Origin of the sequence: Streptomyces sp. NPDC005899 (genome assembly GCF_040629645.1) — a bacterium.
GTDB lineage: Bacteria > Actinomycetota > Actinomycetes > Streptomycetales > Streptomycetaceae > Streptomyces.
In genome coordinates this window covers 1-21042 of sequence record NZ_JBEXWB010000074.1, presented here as the reverse complement: position 1 = coordinate 21042, position 21042 = coordinate 1, and the positions used below count along the sequence as shown (strand labels likewise).

General features: G+C 73.6%; 16 protein-coding genes. 12 read left to right on the top strand and 4 right to left on the bottom strand.

The features are described from left to right. Positions 1-98: 98 nt before the first annotated feature. The 3 genes from ABZ371_RS12225 to ABZ371_RS12215 are packed head-to-tail and all read right to left on the bottom strand — an operon-like array spanning position 99 to position 2812. The gene (locus ABZ371_RS12225; protein ID WP_358677241.1) at positions 99-329 is read right to left on the bottom strand and encodes a hypothetical protein; all 231 of its coding nucleotides are present in this window, start codon (positions 327-329) and stop codon (positions 99-101) included. 20 nt (positions 330-349) lie between these two features. Further along, entirely contained in the window at positions 350-2497 is a 2148-nt protein-coding gene (gene malQ / locus ABZ371_RS12220; protein WP_358677238.1) for a 4-alpha-glucanotransferase, read from the bottom strand. Further along, complete coding sequence (locus ABZ371_RS12215; protein ID WP_358677235.1) at positions 2498-2812, bottom strand: hypothetical protein; 315 nt, start codon at positions 2810-2812, stop codon at positions 2498-2500. It abuts the gene before it with no gap. A gap of 387 nt (positions 2813-3199) precedes the next feature. Between ABZ371_RS12215 and ABZ371_RS12210 the strand changes: the two genes are divergently transcribed. Continuing rightward, positions 3200-6181 carry a beta-N-acetylglucosaminidase domain-containing protein gene (locus tag ABZ371_RS12210; protein ID WP_358677233.1) on the top strand — a complete coding sequence of 994 codons (2982 nt, stop codon included), beginning with the start codon at positions 3200-3202 and terminating at the stop codon, positions 6179-6181. Between the two features lie 75 nt (positions 6182-6256). On the opposite strand, the gene ABZ371_RS12205 is transcribed toward ABZ371_RS12210, so the two are convergent. Further along, positions 6257-6793: an HNH endonuclease gene (locus tag ABZ371_RS12205; RefSeq protein WP_358677230.1), complete on the bottom strand. Its 537-nt coding sequence runs from the start codon at positions 6791-6793 to the stop codon at positions 6257-6259. Between the two features lie 316 nt (positions 6794-7109). Here ABZ371_RS12205 and ABZ371_RS12200 point away from each other — a divergent pair, with 316 nt between their 5' ends. The 11 genes from ABZ371_RS12200 to ABZ371_RS12150 all read left to right on the top strand — a co-directional run. Then, a complete protein-coding gene (locus ABZ371_RS12200) occupies positions 7110-8174 on the top strand; it encodes a mechanosensitive ion channel family protein (protein ID WP_358677227.1) in 1065 nt (354 codons plus the stop codon). A gap of 349 nt (positions 8175-8523) precedes the next feature. Next, positions 8524-9642 carry an ROK family transcriptional regulator gene (locus ABZ371_RS12195; protein WP_358677225.1) on the top strand — a complete coding sequence of 373 codons (1119 nt, stop codon included), beginning with the start codon at positions 8524-8526 and terminating at the stop codon, positions 9640-9642. Positions 9643-9800: 158 nt separating this feature from the next. Then, the gene (locus ABZ371_RS12190; RefSeq protein ID WP_358677222.1) at positions 9801-11141 is read left to right on the top strand and encodes an ABC transporter substrate-binding protein; all 1341 of its coding nucleotides are present in this window, start codon (positions 9801-9803) and stop codon (positions 11139-11141) included. An 11-nt stretch (positions 11142-11152) separates the two neighbouring features. Continuing rightward, entirely contained in the window at positions 11153-12151 is a 999-nt protein-coding gene (locus ABZ371_RS12185) for a sugar ABC transporter permease (RefSeq protein WP_358677220.1), read from the top strand. 1 nt (position 12152) lies between these two features. After that, on the top strand, positions 12153-13055 hold the full coding sequence (locus tag ABZ371_RS12180; RefSeq protein ID WP_358677217.1) for a carbohydrate ABC transporter permease: 903 nt from the start codon (positions 12153-12155) through the stop codon (positions 13053-13055). Between the two features lie 5 nt (positions 13056-13060). After that, a complete protein-coding gene (locus ABZ371_RS12175; RefSeq protein ID WP_358677214.1) occupies positions 13061-14326 on the top strand; it encodes a 6-phospho-beta-glucosidase in 1266 nt (421 codons plus the stop codon). Beyond that, on the top strand, positions 14317-15285 hold the full coding sequence (locus ABZ371_RS12170; protein ID WP_358677212.1) for a BadF/BadG/BcrA/BcrD ATPase family protein: 969 nt from the start codon (positions 14317-14319) through the stop codon (positions 15283-15285). The genes ABZ371_RS12175 and ABZ371_RS12170 overlap by 10 nt, the downstream gene beginning before the upstream one ends. A 321-nt stretch (positions 15286-15606) precedes the next feature. Next, positions 15607-16995, top strand: coding sequence for a hypothetical protein (locus ABZ371_RS12165; RefSeq protein WP_358677210.1), 1389 nt, complete (start codon positions 15607-15609; stop codon positions 16993-16995). 11 nt (positions 16996-17006) lie between these two features. Beyond that, entirely contained in the window at positions 17007-18041 is a 1035-nt protein-coding gene (locus ABZ371_RS12160) for a glutamate ABC transporter substrate-binding protein (RefSeq protein WP_358677207.1), read from the top strand. Between the two features lie 44 nt (positions 18042-18085). Next, positions 18086-19441 carry a hypothetical protein gene (locus ABZ371_RS12155; protein WP_358677204.1) on the top strand — a complete coding sequence of 452 codons (1356 nt, stop codon included), beginning with the start codon at positions 18086-18088 and terminating at the stop codon, positions 19439-19441. Then, a partial coding sequence (locus ABZ371_RS12150; protein WP_358677202.1) for a serine/threonine protein kinase occupies positions 19438-21042 on the top strand: 1605 nt, incomplete at its 3' end. The genes ABZ371_RS12155 and ABZ371_RS12150, both read left to right, overlap by 4 nt.

Here is a 21042-nt window from a genome sequence, read left to right as displayed (position 1 = left end):
ACCGGCGGCGCACCGCGGAGCATCGCCTGCCCCGGCCCCGGGTCAGGCCCGAGCGGGGAGCGTCGCCCGGCGTCGCGAGGCGACCCGGACGACGGGGCTCAGGCCTGCTTCTCGGACTTGTCGAGGACCATGACCAGGCCCACGATGGCCAGGAACAGGACGAGCGGCGCCGCGACGTAGAGGCCGAGCGTCTCCATCACGCTCAGGCCCGGGCCCGGGTCGTCACCGTCGTCACGCGTGAGCGCGAGGGCGGGGGACGACATGAGCAGCATCATCAGCGTCGTACCGGCCGCGACGGCGCCGGCGCGCATAGCGTTCTTCTTGTCCACGGTGCAAACGTAGCGAACGCCTAGGAGCGGCGCGCGTCCGGGGGTGCCGTACGGGACTCGGCCGGTCTCAGGACGTCCATCAGCCGGTGCAGCCGGGGCGAGGCGGCGATCTCCTCCAGGGTGACGGGGTGGCCCAGCGCGTCGGCGATCGGCAGCCGCCAGTTGGGGTACTGGTCCCAGGTGCCCGGGAGGTTCTGGGGGCGGCGGTCGCCGACGGTGTCCGGCAGCCAGACCCCGGCCATGCGGGCCGGGGTGCGCAGCAGGAAGCGGTGGACGGCCCGCACGGCCGCCTCCTCGTCGCGCTCGCCCTCGGGCAGCATCCGCAGCCGGTCCAGGTAGGCGAGCCACTCGGCGGTGTCGGCGGCGTCCTCGGCGAGTTCCTGCTCCAGGGTGCGGGTGAGCAGCCCGAGGCGGTGGCGGAGCGCCACGTGGTCGCCGGTGAGCCGGGCGGCGGTCGAGGGCAGGTCGTGGGTGGTCGCCGTGGCCACGCAGTCCTGGCGCCACTCCTCCGGGGCCAGCGGCCGCCCCGAGCCGCTCCAGTCGCGTTCGAACCAGAGCACGGAGGTGCCGAGCACCCCGCGCCGGGCGAGCGCCTCGCGGACGCCGGGCTCCACCGTGCCGAGGTCCTCCCCTATGACGACCGCACCGCCGCGCCGCGCCTCCAGGACGAGGACGGCGAGCATCGCCTCGGCGTCCTGGGCGACGTAGGTGCCCTCGGTGGGCGGGCGGCCCTCGGGGACCCACCAGAGCCGGAACAGCCCCATGACGTGGTCGATGCGCAGGGCCCCGGCGTGGGCGAGGAGACCGCGCAGGAGGTCGCGGTAGGGGGCGTAGCCGGAGGCGGCCAGCGCGTCGGGGCGCCACGGGGGCAGCCCCCAGTCCTGTCCCTGCGCGTTGAAGGCGTCCGGGGGGGCGCCGACGGACATGCCCTGGGCGAAGGCGTCCTGCTGCGCCCAGCTGTCGGCGCCGTCGGGGTGGACGCCGACGGCGAGGTCGTGGACGATCCCGACGGCCATGCCCGACTCCCGGGCGGCGCTCTGGGCGGTGGCCAGCTGGGTGTCGGTCAGCCAGGCGAGCCGGCAGTGGAAGTCGACGCGGCCGAGGAGTTCGGTGCGGGCGCGGACGCTCTCGGGGGAGCGCGGGTCGCGCAGCCCGGCGGGCCAGTCCCGCCATCGGGGGCCGTGTACCTCGGCGAGGGCGCACCACAGCGCGTGGTCCTCCAGGGCCTGCCCCTGCGCGGCGAGGAAGTCGCAGTAGGCGGCCCGTCGGCCGGGGGTCAGCGGGACCTGGTGGACGAGCTCCAGCGCCTGTCTCTTGAGCTGCCAGACGGCGTCGCGGTCGATCAGGGCGCCCTTGTTCAGCACGGCCTCACGCAGGGCCGCGGCCTGCTGGCGCAGGTCGTCCAGGAGCGCCCGGCCCGGCTCCGCCACGTGCCCGTACTCGGGGATCGACTCGACGTGCAGGTGGACGGGGTCGGGGAAGCGCCGGGACGAGGGCCGGTACGGGGAGGGGTCGGTGGGCCTGCCGGGTACGGCGGCGTGCAGCGGGTTGACCTGGACGAAGCCGGTCCCCAGCGTGCGCCCCGACCAGGCCGCGAGGTCGGCGAGGTCGGCGAGGTCTCCCATGCCCCAGGAACGGGCGGAGAGCAGCGAGTACAGCTGGACGAGGAATCCGTGCGTGCGGGCCGGGGGCCGGGGTACGCGGTCGGGGGCGACGACGAGGGTGGCGGTGGCGTAGCGGTGGCCGGGCGTGCGGGCGGTGAGGCGGTGGACCCCCAGGGGTGGTTCCGTCCACCAGGCCGGGGCGCCGGACGCCCTGACGGCGGGGGCCGTCGTCTCCGGCACCCGCATACGCAGCCGTTGCGGTGCGGTGCCCGCCGCCGACGGCTCCAGGTCGACCGTCAGGGTGGCGCCGGGCGGCAGCGCGGCCAGGGCCGGCGGCACCGGCTCACCCGACCAGACCACCACGGTCGGCGGGAGCAGCCGGGAGGCCGCCGCCGACTCGGCCGCGGCGAGGGACCTCCGCACGTCCGCGGGGGTGGCGGCGTCGACGCCCAGGGCGCCGAGGACGGCCGTGACCGTCTCGTCGGGCACCGACACCGTGACGTCCGCGGACGGGGAGTAGGAGGTGGCGACGCCGTGCAGCGCGGCGAGCCGGGACAAGCCCATTCAGACTCCTGGCGACTCCAGGCCCCCCGCGGTGCCGGGTGCTGTCGGCTCGCTGGTCAGAGGGGCGACGGCGGCGAGCGGAGGCTCGCTCGTGAGAGGGGTGGCGTCGGCGAGCGGGGGCTCGCTGGTCAGCGGGGCGGCGTCGGCGGACGCGGGCTCGCCGGCCTGGTGGGACACGTGGGCGAGCGGCTGCTCGCTGATCATCCACGGCGCGGCGCCGGCCGTGGGGCGTTCACCGGAGGACACGACGGGTCCCGCCGGGCTCGGTACCTGTTTGGAGAGGGCGGAGAGCAGAAGCTGCGCGGATGCGGGCACGGTGGCCTCCTGGCCGTGGACAACAGGACACAGCAGGCCTACCCAACTGGCGCGAAGGCAGGCGTCGACGTGACGTATGCGTCACGACAACGAGCACAACGCGCCGTGGGTCACCATCCGTTCCCCCGCATGCCGGGTATGGGCAGTTTTCAGCCACCTGTCGAGTCTCCCGCCGGGACCGGTATCTCGCACCCCGTGACACACCGGGCAAAATCCGTCACAACGGCCACGCACGTTGACACTCTCCCGCGTGGGTGGTGGGGTCGGTGCCCATCGGCGGGCACGTGGGCGTGGGCCCCCGGCCCGCGGGCTCTCGCGCGGGCCCTTCGTGCGCGCGGAGCCACGGCGGACGAGAGGCCACGCAGGGCCGGGACGAGGGAGAGTGGCGTGCGGTTCGGGCGCAGGAGGCATACGACGGCCCTCGCCGTCGCCGTGATCGGCGGACTGCTCGGCCCGTTCGCACCGGCCGTGGCGGCGGCACCTCCCATCCCCGGGGTGACCGGCGTGGGCCGCGCCGCCCCGGCGCCGGCGCCCGCCGTCTGGCCCCGCCCGCAGAGCATCGAGGCGTCCGGCCGGCCGGTGCGGCTGGGCACCGAGGTCACCGTCCTCGCGGACGCGGGCGCCGATCCGTACGCCTGCGACGCGCTCCGTACGCTCCTCGGCGACGCGGGCGTACGCACGGTCCACGACGCGCCGCCCGGCCGCGGCGCGGTGATCCTGCTCGGTGGCACGGCCGCCGGCCGGGCGCTGAGGGCCCTGGGCGCCGGGGAACGCGCCGATCTGCCGTCCGGCGGCTACCGGCTCGCCGCCGGTGACGTCCAGGGGCGGCCCACCGTCGCCCTGGACGGGGTCGGGGAGGACGGGCTCTTCCACGGCGTGCAGACCCTGCGCCGCCTCCTCGTCGACGGCACGGTCGCCGGCGCCGTCGTCCGCGACTGGCCGGCGACCGCCCGGCGCGGGATGACCGAGGGCTTCTACGGACAGCCGTGGACACGGGAGGAACGGCTCGCCCAGATCGACTTCATGGGGCGTACGAAACAGAACCGCTACCTCTACGCGGCGGGTGACGACCCCTACCGGCAGGCCCGCTGGCGCGAGCCCTACCCCGCCGGGCAGCGCGAGGAGTTCCGCGAACTCGCCGGGAGGGCGCGCGCGCAGCACGTGGCACTGGGCTGGGCCGTCTCGCCCGGTCAGGCCATGTGCATGGCGTCCCAGGGCGACGTCCAGGCGCTGAACCGGAAGATCGACGCCATGTGGGCGCTGGGCTTCCGGGTCTTCCAGCTCCAGTTCCAGGACGTCAGCTACAGCGAATGGCACTGCGACGAGGACGCGGAGACGTTCGGCAGCGGACCGGAGGCGGCGGCCAGGGCCCAGGCCCGGGTCGCGAGCGCCGTGGCCCGCCACCTCTCGGACCGCCACCCGGGAGCGGAGCCACTGTCCGTGCTGCCGACGGAGTTCTACCAGGACGGTCCCACCGCCTACCGCACGGCCCTCGCCGCCGCCCTGGACGACCGGGTGCAGGTGGCCTGGACCGGAGTCGGCGTCGTACCGAGGACCATCACCGGCCGGGAACTGACCGCCGCGCGGGCCGCCTTCCGCCACCCGCTGGTCACCATGGACAACTACCCCGTCAACGACTACGCACAGGACCGGATCTTCCTCGGCCCCTACACCGGCCGGGACCCCGCGGTGGCCGGCGGTTCGGCGGCCCTGCTGGCCAACGCCATGGAACAGCCCTCGGCGTCCCGCATCCCCCTCTTCACCGCCGCCGACTTCGCCTGGAACCCGAAGGCGTACCGGCCGCAGGAGTCCTGGCAGGCGGCGACGGACGAACTGGCGGGCGCCGACCCGGCCACCCGGGCGGCCCTGCGCGCCCTCGCGGGCAACAGCGCCACCTCGGTGCTGGGCGGTGAGGAGTCCGCCTACCTGAAGCCGCTGCTCACCGCGTACTGGGCGTCCCGCGCCGGGGGCGCGGCCGCCCGGGACGCGGCGGCACGGCGGCTGCGGGACGCGTTCGGCGTGATGCGGGGAGCCCCGCAGCGGCTGAGGGAGCCCGCGGGAGGGCGCCTCGCCGGCGAGGTGCGGCCGTGGACCGAGCAGCTGGCCCGCTACGGCCGGGCCGGGGAACTCGCCGTCGACGTGCTGCAGGCCCAGGCGCGCGGGGACGGGGCGGCGGCCTGGAAGGCGCAGCTGGAGCTGGAGCCGCTGCGCGCGGAGATCGCCGCGAGCGGGGCGACGGTCGGCGAGGGCGTACTCGGCCACTTCCTGGAGCGGGCCCGCAAGGAGGCCGACGCCTGGAACGGCACCGACCGCGACGCGGGGACGGTGCACCGTGACGCGCACAGCTTCACCGTCCGTCTCGGACGGGCCCGCCCCGTCCAGGCCGTCACGACCCTGGCCGAGCCGGGTGGCGGATCGGCGGGCGCGACTCTGGAGGCCCACGTGCCGGGCCGGGGCTGGCGGGCACTCGGCCCGCTGGCCGCGGCCGGCTGGACCCAGACGCCGGCGAAGGGACTGCGGGCCGACGCCCTGCGGGTCACCGTGCCGTCCGCCCGCCCCGCCCTCCTTCGACCCCGGGGGCCGGGCGTCGCGGGCGCGCCGCCGGCCGCCGGTCCCGGAGCGCCCCTCACGGCGGTACGGGCCCTCGTCCCGTGGTTCGGTGACGAGCCGGCGGCCCGGCTCGACCTCGTGCGCGGGGAGACGGACGCCGTCATCGGCGGCGGCACGCAGCGGGTCGCGGCGCGGCTGGCGGGCGGGCGCCCGGCCGAGGTGACGGGCTCGCTCACCGCAGACGCCCCCGAGGGCATCGAGGTCGAGGTGCCGAAGAGGACGACGGTGCCGCGCGGCTCCCGCACCGAGGTGCCCGTGGACATCACGGTGCCGGCGGACACCCCGGCGGGCGAGTACGAGGTACCGCTGAGTTTCGGCGACGAGGAGAGCACGCTGACCGTGCGGGCCTTCCCGCGCACGGCGGGTCCCGACCTGCTGCGCGGGGCCACGGCCTCCTCGTCCGGCGACGAGACCCCGGACTTCCCGGCCGCCGCCGCCTCGGACGGCGACCCGGAGACCCGCTGGTCCTCACCCGTGCGGGACGACGCGTGGTGGCAGGCGGAACTGCCCGGGCCGGTGAGGCTGGGACACGTCGTCCTGCACTGGCAGGAGGCCCACGCCGCCCGCTACCGCGTCCAGGTCTCCACCGACGGCCGCACCTGGCGCACGGCGGCGACCGTACGGGAGGGGAAGGGCGGGACCGAGTCGGTCCGGATGGACGCGAAGCACACCCGGTTCATCAGGATCCAGGGCGACGCGCGGGCCACGCGGTACGGCTATTCGCTCTTCTCGGTGGAGGCGTACGCCGTCGCCGGCTGAGCTCACCGGACCGGACGGTGCGGGGCCGCGGCGCCGCGCCCCGGCCCCGCAGCCCAGGCGCGGACGCCGCCCCCCTCAGGCGGAGACGCCGTCGATCCGGGCCATCACGTCCTCCGCGCCGAACGGCGCCAGGTAGGGCAGCCAGCGCGGGTCGCGGTGCCCGGTCCCGATGATCCGCCAGGCGAGCCCGCTGGGCGGGGCGGGCTGGTGACGCAGCCGCCAGCCGAGCTCGGGCAGGTGGCGGTCGGCCTTGACGTGGTTGCAGCGGCGGCAGGCCGCCACCACGTTGTCCCAGGCGTGCCGGCCGCCCCGGCTGCGCGGCACCACGTGGTCGACGCTGGTCGCGGCGGCGCCGCAGTACACGCAGCGCCCCCCGTCCCGGGCGAAGAGCGCCCGGCGGGTCAGTGGGACGGGCCCGCGGTAGGGCACCCGCACGAAACGTTTGAGCCGGACGACGCTGGGCGCCGGCACGGCACGGGTGGCACTGTGCATGAAGGCGCCGGACTCCTCGAGGCAGATGGCCTTGTTCTCGAGGACGAGGACGAGCGCGCGGCGGAGCGGTACGACGCCGAGCGGCTCGTACGACGCGTTGAGAACCAGGACGTGCGGCACGGTGGATGCCTCCTTGTACGCCGGCGACGCGTGGCTCGCGCCGGGACGACCGCTCTCAGTTTCGCCTCATGCCTGGTCCGAGCGCCACCACGTACACGTAACGGGCCGGGGGGATTTTTCTCACCACCCGGCCGGTCGCACCACCGCGGCGCACCGGAACAGGCACGTCACCACCACCGATGCCCGGCCTGTGCGATCGGCCACACCGCGTGTCCGCCCCGGTGAGACGTGTCTCTCCCCCGTCGGCCGCGACGAACCACTCCCCCTCCTTCGTTACTGTGGTTGGTCTGCCGTCACGCCTCAGGAGGTCCCCGCCGTGTCCCTGTCCGCCCTTCTGGCCGCGGCCCCGTCACCGGAGCCGGCCGGCTCACTGGACGAAGCCGCCGAACGGGCCGGGAACGCCGCAGGCTGGGTCGAGCAGAACTGGTCCACCTGGCTGAACACCGGTCTGCGCATCGTGCTCATCGCGGCGATAGCCCTCGTCCTGCGGTACGTGATCAGGCGCGGGTTGACCAACCTCATCGACCGGATGAACCGCAGCGCCCAGGCCGTGGAGGGCACCGCCCTCGGGGGCCTTCTCGTCAACGCGGAGCGGCGCCGCCAGCGGTCGGAGGCCATCGGCTCGGTGCTGCGGTCGGTGACGTCGTTCCTGATCCTCGGCACGGCGGCCCTCATGATCCTGGGCGCCTTCCAGATCAACCTGGCCCCGCTGCTGGCCTCGGCCGGTGTCGCGGGCGTGGCACTGGGCTTCGGCGCGCGCAACCTCGTCACCGACTTCCTCTCCGGGGTGTTCATGATCCTGGAGGACCAGTACGGGGTCGGTGACCAGATCGACGCGGGTGTGGCCTCGGGCGAGGTCATCGAGGTCGGCCTGCGGGTGACCAAGCTGCGCGGTGACAACGGCGAGATCTGGTACGTCCGCAACGGCGAGGTGAAGCGGATCGGCAACCTCAGCCAGGGGTGGTCCACGGCCGGTGTGGACGTCACCGTCCGCCCGACGGAGGACCTGGAGCCGGTCCGCAAGGCGATCACTGAGGCGGCCGAGACCATGACCAAGGAGGAGCCCTGGTCGGAGCGGCTGTGGGGCCCGGTGGAGGTGCTCGGCCTGGATGCGGTCCTGCTCGACTCCATGACCGTCCGGGTCACGGCCAAGACGATGCCGGGCAAGTCCCTCGGCGTGGAGCGCGAGTTGCGCTGGCGCATCAAGCAGGCGCTGGACTCCGCCGGCATCCGCATGGTCGGCGCCCTCTCCCCCGAGGTGGACGGCACCGCGGCACCGGACCCCACGGCCGGCATGGCCGCCCCTTCCGCGTACGCCTCGACGACGTCCCCGCAGTCAATGGCGGCGACCCCGATACCGCCGCCGGCGATGACGAAGTAGGACGGCGGCCGAAGGGGCCCGGCGTGCGCGCCGGGCCCCTTCGGCTTCCCTGCTCCGCCTGTTCGCCGTGCCGCCCGGGCCGTTCCCGCCCCGGTCCCGGTGTCCGGAAGAGTCCCGCGCGCGACCGCCCCCGACGTGCCCGTCCCGTCCTGGAGACCCCCCGCGTACGGCTGCACCGCCCCGGCAGGTAACACTTCGGCAGCTACGGAGCGGTACCCCATTGACGGGCCGGTGACCGGGGTCCTACTTTCCTCTCATCGGACAGGAAACTTTCCTAACAGAAACCGGGCGATACGGGATGGCGCGATCCGCAGCAGGTGTTCCGGGCACCCCCCGTGTCCTGCGTGCCATGAACGACCGGGCGGCGCTCGACCTCCTGGTCACCCAGGGCCCCCTCACCCGCACCCGCATCGGTGAGCTGACCGGGCTCTCCAAGCCCACCGCCTCACAGCTGCTGGCGCGGCTGGAGGAAGCGGGCCTGGTCCGCTCGACGGGCAGTCAGAGCGGGCGCCCCGGGCCCAACGCCGTGCTCTACGAGATCAACCCGGCCTCCGCGCACGTGGCGGCCCTCTCCGTCGGCCCGACCGGCATCGACGCCGTGGTCACCGACATCACCGGCGCCGTGGCCGGTTCCTGCCGCGTGGAGGCCGAGGCCGTCGCGGAGGACGTACGGCACCGCACCGCCCAGCTCGTCGCCGAGGCCGTCGACGGCGCCCTGCGTCCGACCGGCCTCGGCCACGAGGACCTCGCCTCCGTGGTGGTGGGCACCCCGGGCGCGATCGACCCGCACACCGGACAGCTGCGCTACGCGCCCCACCTGCCCGGCTGGCACTCCCGCACCCTGCTCGCCGACCTGGCCGAGGTGGTCGGCAGGCCGGTGGTCATCGAGAACGACGTGAACCTCGCCGCCGTGGCCGAGCAGTACGAGGGCGCCGCCCAGGACCACGACCACTTCGTGCTCGCCTGGCTCGACGAGGGCGTCGGCGCCGCGATCGTGCTGGGCGGCACCCTCCTGCGCGGCGCCACCGGCGGCGCGGGCGAGATCGGCTACATGCCCCTGCCCGGCGCCCCGCTCGCCCGCGGCGGCGCGGCGGACTGGGCGGGTCCCGACGCGGGGGGAGGCTTCCAGAGCCAGGTGTCCGTGCCCGCCGTGCGCGATCTGGCCGGGGGCAGGCCACTGGCCGAGGCCCTCGCGGACGAGACCGTGTGCGCCGAGGTCGCCCGCCGGCTGGCCACCGGCCTCGCCTCCGTGGTGGCCGTCGTCGATCCCGAGCTGGTCGTCCTGTCCGGTCTCGTGGCCCAGGCCGGCGGGGAGGACCTCCGCAGGCGGGTGGAGGCCGAGATGACCGGGCTGGCACTGCCCCGGCCACTGCTCCGCGTCAGTGACATCGAGGGGGACCCCATCCTGACCGGCGCACTGCGCACCGCGCTCGCCCAGGCGCGCGACAGCGCCTTCGACACCGCCTGACCCGCACCCCACCCGGAATCCCGCCCCGTCCGCCGTGCCGCCCGCAGCCGGTGCCCGCACGGCACCGCCTTGCCCGGCGCTCCCGCGGCCCGGCTCCGGCCCGTCCCTTCCACCTCCGCCTCCCGCTCCCGCTCCCGCTCCAGTGAAGGAAGTCCGCCATGGCGCTACGGCGCATCCGTTCCCGCGTGCCCCTGGTGCTCGGCGCAGCCGCCCTGCTGCTGGCCGGCTGCGCGAACCCGAGCACCGGCAGCAACACCGACGACCCCACGAAACCGGTCACGCTGAAGTTCTGGCACGGCTGGTCGGCGCCCGGCGAGGTCAAGGCGATCGACGAGAACATCGCCCGGTTCGAGAAGCTGCACCCGAACATCGACGTCGTCTCCACCGGCAACGTGAGTGACGAGACGATCAACCAGGCCCTGCGGGCCGGTGGCGGCGACGCGCCGGACGTCGTCACCTCGTTCACCACCAACAACGTCGGCCAGTACTGCTCCTCCGGCATGTGGGTCGATCTCGACCCCTTCCTGCGCAAGAGCGGGATCGACAAGGCGAAGGTGTTCCCCGGGACGCTGCTGGACTACACGCGGTACGAGGGCGTCCAGTGCGCGACGCCCCTGCTCGCCGACGCGTTCGGCATGTACTACAACAAGGACGCCTTCGCCGAGGCGGGGATCAGCCGGCCCCCTCGCACCATGTCCGAGCTGAGGGCCGACGCGGTCAAGCTGACGCGGAAGAGGAAGGACGGCTCGCTGGAGCGCGCCGGATTCATGCCGAACTTCCAGCTGTACCAGAACTCCCCCGACCGCATGTTCGCGCAGTGGGGGCCCCGGTACTTCGACGCCGAGGGCAAGGCCAGGCTGGCCGACGAGCCGAAGACCGGGCAGTTCTTCGCCGCCATGCGCGAGCTGTCCGACGCGCAGGGCGGCTACCGGGCCCTGGAGCGGCTCCGCGCCACCTTCGGTGACGAGATGTCGTCGCAGAACGCCTTCCTGACCGGCAAGCTCGCCATGCACCTGGACGGTGAGTGGCGCGGCCTGATGCTCGACGAGGCAAAGGCGGAGTTCGACTGGGACGTGGCCCCGCTGCCGGTCCCCGACGACCAGGCCGACACCTACGGGCGCGGCTACCTGACCGGTACCGTCGCCGGCATCGCGCACAGCAGCCGGCACCAGAACGCCGCGTGGGAGCTGGTGAAGTACCTGACGATCGACACCGAGCCGGTCGTCCACTTCGCCAACGCGATCCACAACGTGCCGTCCACCTTCGACGCGCTGAAGTCCCCCGACCTGGACGCCGATCCGTCCTTCCGGGCCTTCATCAAGATCGCGCAGAACCCGCACAGCCAGGCCGTCCCGCCCTCGGACAACGGCGGCCAGTACATCACCTCCTTCGGCGACTTCTCGCAGTCCGTCGAGGCGGGCAGGACCAAGGACCTCCACCGGGCGCTGAGGGACCTCGACGAACAGATCGACGCCGACAACCTCCAGTCGGAAAACTGAGGAGCCGAGTCATGGCACTTTCCCTCTCCACCCCGGCGAAGTCCCCCGCGCGGGAGACCGGACCGGCCCCCCGCACGTCGCCGCTGCGACGCAAGCGGAACCGCGAACGGCTGCGCACGCTGGGGTTCCTCTCCCCCTGGCTGGTCGGCTTCTCGGTCTTCTTCGGCTACCCGCTCGTCGCGACCGTCTACTTCTCCTTCATGCACTACAACCAGATCAAGGAGCCCACCTTCGTCGGGCTGCGGAACTGGCGGTACGTGCTGGAGCAGATGCCGCTGTTCGGCCCGGCCCTGTGGAACACGCTGTGGCTGGTCGTCGTGATGGTGGCGCTGCGCGTGGTGTTCGGCCTCGGCGTCGGCCTGCTGATCACGAAGGTCAAGACGGGCGTGGGGCTGTTCCGGACGGCCTTCTACATCCCGTACCTGGCTCCGCCGGTCGCGGCCACCGTCGCGTTCGTCTTCCTCCTCAACCCGTCCACCGGCCCGGTCAACGAGGTGCTGTCGTGGATCGGCCTGCACGGCCCGAGCTGGTTCAACGACCCGAACTGGTCGAAGCCCTCGCTGGTGCTGCTCTCCCTGTGGGGCATCGGCGACCTGATGGTCATCTTCATGGCCTCGCTGCTGGACGTGCCGAAGGAGCAGTACGAGGCGGCCGAACTGGACGGCGCCGGCGCCTGGGCGCGGTTCCGTTACGTCACCTGGCCCGCCATCACCCCGATCGTGCTGTTCGCCGTCGTCACCGGCGTCGTGCAGACGATGCAGTACTACACGCAGGCCCTCGTCGCCGGGAAGCTCGCCTCGGGCGTCTCCATCGGCCCCGGCACGGTGATCCAGCCCGGCTACCCGGACCACTCCACCCTGACGGTGCCGCAGCTCGTCTACTCGATGGGCTTCCAGAACTTCAACACCGGTGCCGCGTGCGTGCTCTCGCTCGTGCTCTTCGCCATCGCCATGTCCGTGACCCTTCTGCTGATGCGCAAGAGCGTCGGCCTCGTTCCGGCGGAGGACTGAGATGACCACCACCACCCTGACCAGGCCGGACACCGCCGCGCCGAGCCGGGCGAAGGACCCGGACGCGGCCGGGCGGCGTCGCAGGCGCGTCCTGACCTGGATCGCCGTCCACTCCGTGGCGGTGGCCCTGGCCCTCTTCTTCGTCCTGCCGTTCGTCTTCGTCCTCCTCACCTCCGTGATGAGCGACGGGCAGGCGATGAGCGGTGACCTGTGGCCGGACTCCTGGCACTGGTCGAACTACTCGACCGTCTTCCACACACCGGGATTCCTCGACTGGTGGCGCAACTCGCTGATGTACGCGCTGCTCGGGACCGTCTTCACGGTGTGCTCCTCCGTGCCGGTCGCCTACGCGCTGGCGAAGTTCCGCTTCCGGGGCCGGCGGACCGCGATGGTCCTCGTGATCTCCACGATGATGCTGCCGCCCCAGGTCATCGTCATCCCGATGTACCTGGTGTGGGCCCAGCAGTTCCACCTCTCGGGCTCCCTGTGGCCGCTGATCATCCCCATGGCGTTCGGCGACGCCTACTCGATCTTCCTGCTGCGGCAGTTCCTGCTCACCATTCCGCAGGAGTACATCGAATCGGCGAAGGTCGACGGCTGCGGAGAGCTCCGCACGCTGCTCAAGATCGTCGTGCCGATGGCCAGACCGGGCATCGCGGCCGTGGCGCTCTTCCAGTTCTTCTACTGCTGGAACGACTACTTCGGGCCGCAGATCTACGCCGCGCAGAACCCGGGCGCCTGGACGCTGAGTTACGGCCTGGAGTCGTTCAAGAGCGCCCACGCGGTCAACTGGAACCTGACGATGGCCGCGACGCTGCTCGTCATGGCACCGGTCGTCATCGTCTTCTTCTTCGCACAGAAGGCCTTCGTAGAAGGCGTCACCCTCACCGGAGTAAAGGGCTGAGCACCATGAAGCTCGCAGTAGTTGGTGGCGGGTCCACCTACACCCCCGAACTGATCGACGGTTTCGCGCGACTGCGCGACACCCTGCCGGTCGAGGAGCTCGTGCTCGTCGACCCGGCGGCCGACCGGCTGGCGCTGGTCGGCGGCCTGGCCAGGCGGATCTTCGCCAAGCAGGGCCATCCGGGAAGGATCGTCACCACGTCCGACCTGGACGCCGGGGTGGCCGGCGCCGACGCGGTGCTGCTCCAGCTCCGTGTCGGCGGGCAGGCGGCCCGCGAGCAGGACGAGACCTGGCCGCTGGAATGCGGCTGCGTCGGTCAGGAGACCACCGGGGCGGGCGGTCTCGCCAAGGCGCTGCGGACCGTCCCGGTCGTCCTCGACATCGCCGAGCGGGTCCGCCGGGCCAACCCGGACGCCTGGATCATCGACTTCACCAACCCGGTCGGCATCGTCACCCGGGCGCTGCTCCAGGCCGGGCACAAGGCCGTCGGCCTGTGCAACGTGGCCATCGGCTTCCAGCGCAAGTTCGCCGCGCTCCTGGACGTGACGCCCTCCGAGGTGCACCTCGACCACGTGGGGCTCAACCACCTGACGTGGGAGCTCGGGGTGCGCCTCGGCGGCCCGGACGGGGCGGACGTCCTGCCGAGGCTGCTGGCCGAGCACGGCGACGCCGTCGCCGGGGACCTGCGCATGCCGCGGCAGATCGTCGACCGGCTCGGCGTGGTCCCCTCGTACTACCTGCGGTACTTCTACGCGCACGACGAGGTCGTCCGGGAACTCGGCACGAAGCCCTCCAGGGCGGCCGAGGTCGCCGCCATGGAGAAGGAGCTCCTGGAGATGTACGGGGACCCGGCCCTGGACGAGAAGCCGGCGCTGCTGGGCAAGCGGGGCGGCGCCTTCTACTCGGAGGCGGCCGTGGACCTGGCGTCCGCGCTGCTCGGCGGGGGCGGCTCCGCGGTGCAGGTGGTCAACACCCGCAACAACGGGACGCTGCCCTTCCTGCCGGACGACGCGGTGATCGAGGTCCAGGCCAGGGTCGGCGCCACGGGTGCGGTGCCGCTCGCCGTGCCCGCCCTGGACCCGATGTACTCCGGGCTGATCGGGCACGTCACCGCCTACGAGGACCTGGCCCTGGACGCGGCGCTGCGCGGCGGCCGGGACCGGGTCTTCAAGGCGCTGCTGGCGCACCCTCTCATCGGCCAGTTCGAGTACGCCGAGGCGCTCACCGACAAGCTGATCGCGCACAACCGGGAGCACCTGGCGTGGGCCTGACCGCACATGTGCTCGCGATCGACGCGGGCAACAGCAAGACCGACGTGGCCGTGATCGGCCCCGACGGATCGGTCCTCGGCACCGGGCGCGCGGGCGGTTTCCAGCCGCCCGTCGTCGGGGTGGACGCGGCCATGGACGGGCTGGCGGAGGCGGTCCTGCCCGCGCTCGCCGAGGCCGGGGTGGAGGGGGCCGGACACGTGTCGGCCTGCCTCGCCAACGCGGACCTGCCCGTGGAGGAGAGGGAGCTGGCGCAGGCGCTGCGCGCCCGCCGCTGGGGCCGCACGGTCGAGGTGCGCAACGACACCTTCGCCATCCTGCGCGCCGGGGTGGACGAGCCCCGTGGTGTCGCCGTGGTCTGCGGGGCGGGGATCAACTGCGTCGGCATGCGGCCGGACGGAGCCACCGCCCGCTTCCCCGCGATCGGCCGGATATCCGGTGACTGGGGCGGCGGTTCGGGCCTGGCGGAGGAGGCCCTGTGGTTCGCCGCGCGGGCCGAGGACGGGCGCGGCGAACCGACCGAGCTGGCACGGACCCTGCCGGCGCACTTCGGACTCGACTCCATGTACGCGCTGATCGAGGCACTGCACCTGGGGCACATCCCGCACGAGCGCCGCCACGAACTGACACCGGTGCTGTTCGCCACCGGTGCGGCCGGTGACCGGATCGCCCGTGACCTGGTGCACCGGCTCGGCGACGAGGTGGTGGCGATGGCCTCGGTCGCGCTGGCCCGGCTGGACCTGCTGACGGAGGAGGTGCCGGTGGTGCTGGGCGGGGGCGTGCTGGCGGCCCGTCACCCGGCGCTCGACGACCGGATCGCCGAACTCCTCGCCGAGCGGGCCCCGAAGGCCGTGATCCGGGTGGTCACGGCTCCCCCCGTGCTGGGTGCCGCGCTCCTGGGCCTGGACGACGCCGGGGCTGCCCCCGAGGCCCACGCCGAACTGCGCGCGCACTACGCCTGACGGTCCGGGGCGTTCCGCGGACGTACCGCGGAACGCCCCACGCGCACGGGAACCGATCAGGCGTCCCGAACGTGTTCATGAGGGGGAGATCGATCCGTTCCGGGGGGTTCGGGGGGCTCCTCCCGGCCGACCGCCTTGATCGGCCGCGCCCGTACTGATCGAATACCGGATGCACCGGATACCGGGGCACGTGTGCGGCGATCGATGCGGGGGCCGGGCCTTCCTGGTGAATGCCGGTCCCTGCCGCCATACTTCTGGCCGGTACCAGTCCTCCGATCGGCCGGGGGCCGGGCCGGAGTCGGTGACCGAGGGGGAGGTCGAGTGACATACCCGCCGAACGGGGAGTCGCGGCAGGCGGGCGGGCCCGCTGTGCCGGCCGCGCCCGTGGCCGTACCGGCGCAGCGGCGCGGTCTCCGGTCCGGCGCCGTCGAGCAGCTGCGTGCCGCGGCGACGACCGAGCCGGGCCGGCTCCGGATCGCCGGAGCCGTACTGGCCCTGCTGCTCCTGGGTTTCGGCGCGGTCACCGCCCTGGAGATCGACGACCGGACGTCGGCCGCCCATGACGTGGTGAGCCGCAGCCAGCCGCTGAGCGCGGACGCGGCGAGCATCTACCGCTCGCTGGCCGACGCGGACACGATGGCGGCGAGCGGCTTCCTGGCCGGGGCGCAGGAGCCGGAGGACGTCCTGGCGCGGTACGAGGACGACATCGCGCAGGCCTCCCGGCTCCTGGTGCGCGCGGCGGCGAGCACGGGCACCTCGACCTCCTCGGCGAAGGAGATCACCACCCTCAACGAACTGCTGCCCCAGTACACGGGGCTGGTGGAGCGGGCCCGGGCCGGCAACCGGCAGGGGCTGCCGCTCGGCGGCGCCTACCTCCGCTACGCCAACCAGAAGATGGCCGCCGAACTGCTCCCGGCGGCCGAGCGGTTGTACGCCTCGGAGACCGAACGGCTGCACGCCGACGCGGACGACGCCCGGCAGTGGCCGTTCCTCTCGCTCGCCCTCGGGATCGTGGTGCCGGCCGCCCTGGTGTGGATGCAGCGGCGCACCTACCGCCGGACGAACCGGGTCTTCAACCAGGGGCTGCTGGCCGCGACCGCCGCGGCGACGGTGGTGCTGCTGTGGCTGGCCGTGGGGCACACGGTGGCCCGGACGGAGCTGCGGGACGCGATGGTGCACGGCCAGGAGTCGCTCGACGTCCTGAACAAGGCCCGGATCAGTTCGCTGAAAGCCCGTGCGAACGAGAACCTCACGCTCGTCGCCCGCGGGGCGGTGCTCACCGCCGACGGCTCCCGGGACCAGTACGAGACCGATTACGGCACGGGCATGGAGTCCCTGGGCAAGCAGCTCGAGAGCGCGGCGAGGCTCGCGGACGACTCCCGGGCCGGCAAGCCGGTGGCGGACGCGGTCAGCGGTGTGTCCGAGTGGCGGGAGCGCCACCGGAAGGCCCGGGCGACGGACGACACCGGTGACTACGACGGCGCCCTGAAGCAGGTCATCGGCCCCGAGGACTCCACGGGCGAGTCCTTCGAGCGGGTGGACGACGCGCTGCGCGAGGCACTCGCCCAGGAGCAGCACGAGTTCACGGAGGCGGCCGAGGGCGGCGAGGGGGCCCTCGGCGGGCTGCCGGCCGGGGCCGGCGTCCTCGCCGTGCTGGGTGCGGTCGCCGCGATCGCCGGCATCAACCGCAGACTCTCGGAGTACCGGTGAGAGGGGGAGCGATGACCAGGTCGAAGGGGCGGGCGGCGCGCGTCGGGCGGCGCGGCTGGGGCGGCGTGACGGGTATGGCGGTGGCCTGCGCCGTCACGGCCGCCGCCACTCTGCTGCCGCTGTCGCACGGCCACCGCTCCCCGGGCGGGGCCGCCACCGGGCAGGCGGTGACGTCGGCCGTGTCCGCGCAGGCGGAGGCGTGCACGGACCCGGAGGCGAGTGTGCCGGCGGCGAGCACCGACGGCCCGGACATCGCGCGGATCCGGGAGCGGGGCAAGCTGGTCGCGGGCGTGGACCAGAACAGCTTCCGGTGGGGTTACCGCGACCCGCAGACCCGCAGGCTCGAGGGTTTCGACATCGATCTCGTGCGGGCCATCGCGAAGGACATCCTCGGCGACCCGGACGCCGTGATCTTCCGGGCCATCCCGACCAACCAGCGCATCGCCGCGCTGGAGCACGACAGGGTCGACGTGGTCGTACGGACGATGACGATCAACTGCAAACGCCTGGAGCAGGTCTCCTTCTCGACCGCCTACTTCCAGGCCGGTCAGCAGGTCCTGGCCCCCAAGACCTCGGAGATCACCGGGTACGACGCGTCGCTGAAGGGCAAGCGGGTCTGCACGGCGGAGGGCTCCACGGCGTTCGAGGCCATGGAGAAGGAGTCCTACGGCGCCGTCTTCCGCGACGAGCACGACGGCACCGGGCAGGACCGGGACCAGCTGACCGTCCCCAACCAGCTCGACTGCCTGGTGCGGCTGCAGCTCGGCGAGGTCGACGCCGTGGTCACCGACAACGCCCTGGCGGCCGGACAGGCCGCGCAGGACCCGGCCGTGGAGCTCAAGGGCGACAAGCCGTTCACCACCGAGTACTACGGGGTGGCCGCGAAACGCGGCGCCGACGACCTGGTGGCCCGGATCAACCACGTGCTCGAGCAGTACCGCAGCGGCGGTGCGAACAGCCCCTGGATGCGGTCCTACCGGCAGTGGCTGGTGCAGGGCCTGCCCGGGATCACGGCGCCCCCGGCGCCCAAGTACCGGAACAACTGATCCCGTCCGGGCCATGGCCCGGCGGACGAGCGGAGAGGTGATCGATGGGCGTCGCGGGATCCTTCCCCGGCTTCGCGGGGAGGTCCCCCGTCCCGGTCATGGACCGGGACGAGGCGGACCGTGCCCTGGCCCGGCTCGGCGCGGAGCACGAGGCCATCGAGACCTCGCTCCTCGCCCTGCAGGACCATGCGGGCCGCCGGCTCCTGGAGGGCGCGGAGCTGACCGGCGTCACCGAGGAGCGCTGGGCCGCGGCCGAGCAGTCGATCACCCTGCTCTGGGGGTACTTCGACGCGTACGCCGGGGCGCTGAGGAAGGCCCGGGAGATCCGGGCCGCCCGCCGCTACCCGGGCAAGGACGACCTGGCGGCCCTGACCGACGTGCTGCGGGGCGACAGCGTGACCGTCGCCAACACGCACGCGGTGGGCCCCGGCCCCTCGCTCGGCGGTCCGGCCAGGCTCTCCGAGCGGTTCACCCTCGAGGAGCTCGTCGCCCGGATGAACGACCTGTACGCCCGTGCGCTGGACATGGTCGTCGCCGCGGACTCCGTGTGGTCGGCCCTGCCCGCCCGCATAGACCTGCTGGCCGCCGAGCTGCGCCGTACCCGCTCGCTGGCGCACTCCGTCGGCGTGCGGCCCGGCGAGCACCCGGCCGGGGACGACCTGGAGGCGATCACCGAGGAGCTGACCACCCTGCGCGCGCAGGTGATCTCCGACCCGCTGGCCTTCTGGTCGCCCGGCCCGGGCAGCGCCGCACCCGGCGGCGGGCGCCCCGACACCGCGCGCTACGACCGCGCGGCCCGGGCCCTGGAGGAGGTGCGCCGGGAGATCGAGGCGGTCCTCGCGGTCCGGCAGGACGCCGAGCAGCGCCTGGCCCGGCTGCGGGACGTCCTGTCGCGCGCGGACCGCACGCTGGCCGAGGCCCGGTCGGCCCGCGGCGAGGTCCTGGCGAAGATCGCCGCCTCGGAGGTACCGGCGGTCAGCGGCCCGCCGACCGCGCTTCAGGAACGGCTGGCAGCCGCCTCGGAGTACCGCAGGCACGCCCAGTGGAACCGGCTCTCACCGCTGCTCGACTCCCTGGAGCGGGAGGCCGAGGACGAACTCCTGCGCGCCCGGGAGTCGCTGACGTCCGTGACGGCGCCGCTCGCCGTCCGCGCGGAGCTGCGCGGCCGGCTGGACGCGTACAAGGCGAAGGTGGCGCGGCACGGCTTGGCGGAGGACCCGTTCCTGATCGAGCGGTACGACGCGGCCCGCCGGATGCTGTGGAGCGCGCCGTGCGACCTGCGCGTGGCGGAAGCGGCGGTGCTGCGCTACCAGCAGGCCGCCGCCGACCTGCTGGCGCCGCCCCCTCCGGGCGGACACGGCGGACACGGCGCGCACGGCGGACAGGGGGAGACACCATGAGTACGCAGTGCCAGCGCCCCGGGTGCGAGGGCTCCTACGAGGACATGGGCGGCGGCGAGCTGTACTGCGACACGTGCGGCCTCGCGCCCGTCGTCTCGCCGACGGGGATGGTGAGTTCGCCGCCCACCGGCATCGCGGGCGGCGGCAGGGCGGGGGGAAGCGGCGGCGCCGGCACCCCGCAGCGCACGGACTCGCGGTCCTCGTCCCGCTCGTCCACCTCCCGGTCCTCGTCCCGCTCGTCCTCCTCCCGGCGTTCCGTCTCCGGGCGGCTCTCGCTGTCCCTGTCCGGCGCTTCCACCTCCCGCTCCGTGTCGGTGCGCTCCTCGGGCACCTCCACCGGCTCCTCCTCGGGCCGGGGCAGGCTGGGCGCCGGACTGGTGCTCGTCCCGGACGTGCCCCGGCCCGATCCGACCACCGCGGTGATGGAGAACCCGGAGGTGCCCGAGCGGAAGCGGTTCTGCTCGCGGTCCGACTGCGGCGCCCCGGTGGGCCGGTCCCGCGGCGAGCGGGCGGGCCGCACCGAGGGGTTCTGCACCAAGTGCGGTCACCCGTACTCCTTCGTGCCGAAGCTGCGCGGCGGGGACGTCGTGCACGGGCAGTACGAGGTGGCGGGCTGCCTGGCCCACGGAGGGCTCGGCTGGGTCTACCTCGCCGTGGACCGCGCCGTCTCCGACCGCTGGGTCGTCCTGAAGGGCCTGCTGGACACCGGGGACCAGGACGCCATGGCGGCGGCCATCTCCGAACGGCGCTTCCTCGCGGAGATCGAGCACTCCAACATCGTCCGCATCTACAACTTCGTGGAGCACCTGGACCAGCGCACCGGTTCGCTCGACGGCTACATCGTGATGGAGTACGTCGGCGGCAAGGCGCTCAAGGAGATCGCCAACGAGCGGCGGACACCGGCCGGGAAGCGGGACCCGCTGCCGGTCGAGCAGGCCTGCGCGTACGGCATCGAGGCCCTGGAGGCGCTGGGCCACCTGCACAGCCGCAACCTGCTGTACTGCGACTTCAAGGTCGACAACGCCATCCAGACCGAGGACCAGCTCAAGCTCATCGACATGGGCGCGGTGCGCCGGATGGACGACGACGAGTCGGCCATCTACGGAACCGTCGGCTACCAGGCCCCGGAGGTGGCCGGGACCGGCCCGTCCGTCGCCTCGGACCTCTACACGGTGGCCCGGACGCTCGCGGTCCTCACCTTCGACTTCCAGGGCTACACCAACGTCTTCGTGGACTCGCTGCCCGACCCGGACAGCATCGAGGTGTTCCGCACGTACGAGTCGTTCTACCGGTTGCTGGTGCGGGCCACGGACCCCGATCCGGCGCGGCGCTTCGCCTCGGCCGCGGAGATGGCCGAACAGCTGACGGGCGTGCTGCGGGAGGTGGTGGCCCTGCAGACGGGCCGCCCGCGCCCGGCGCTGTCGACCTTGTTCGGCACGGAACTGCGGGTGACGGACACCGAGTTGTTCGCACGGCAGGAGGGTGACTCCTCGCTGCTCGGCGCCCGGACCGCCCCGGCCGGCGGGGCGGGGCGCCTCGGACGACGCCGTACCGCTGCGGCGGCCGGCACCCCGGTGCCCGTACCGCGGGGTGCGGTGGTG

Coding starts and splice junctions, on each gene's coding strand:
- malQ (WP_358677238.1), bottom strand. CDS start 2,497: ATGGGCTTGTCCCGGCTCGCCGCGCTGCACGGCGTCGCCACCTCCTAC.
- ABZ371_RS12195 (WP_358677225.1), top strand. CDS start 8,524: ATGAACGACCGGGCGGCGCTCGACCTCCTGGTCACCCAGGGCCCCCTC.
- ABZ371_RS12190 (WP_358677222.1), top strand. CDS start 9,801: ATGGCGCTACGGCGCATCCGTTCCCGCGTGCCCCTGGTGCTCGGCGCA.
- ABZ371_RS12185 (WP_358677220.1), top strand. CDS start 11,153: ATGGCACTTTCCCTCTCCACCCCGGCGAAGTCCCCCGCGCGGGAGACC.
- ABZ371_RS12180 (WP_358677217.1), top strand. CDS start 12,153: ATGACCACCACCACCCTGACCAGGCCGGACACCGCCGCGCCGAGCCGG.
- ABZ371_RS12175 (WP_358677214.1), top strand. CDS start 13,061: ATGAAGCTCGCAGTAGTTGGTGGCGGGTCCACCTACACCCCCGAACTG.
- ABZ371_RS12160 (WP_358677207.1), top strand. CDS start 17,007: ATGACCAGGTCGAAGGGGCGGGCGGCGCGCGTCGGGCGGCGCGGCTGG.
- ABZ371_RS12155 (WP_358677204.1), top strand. CDS start 18,086: ATGGGCGTCGCGGGATCCTTCCCCGGCTTCGCGGGGAGGTCCCCCGTC.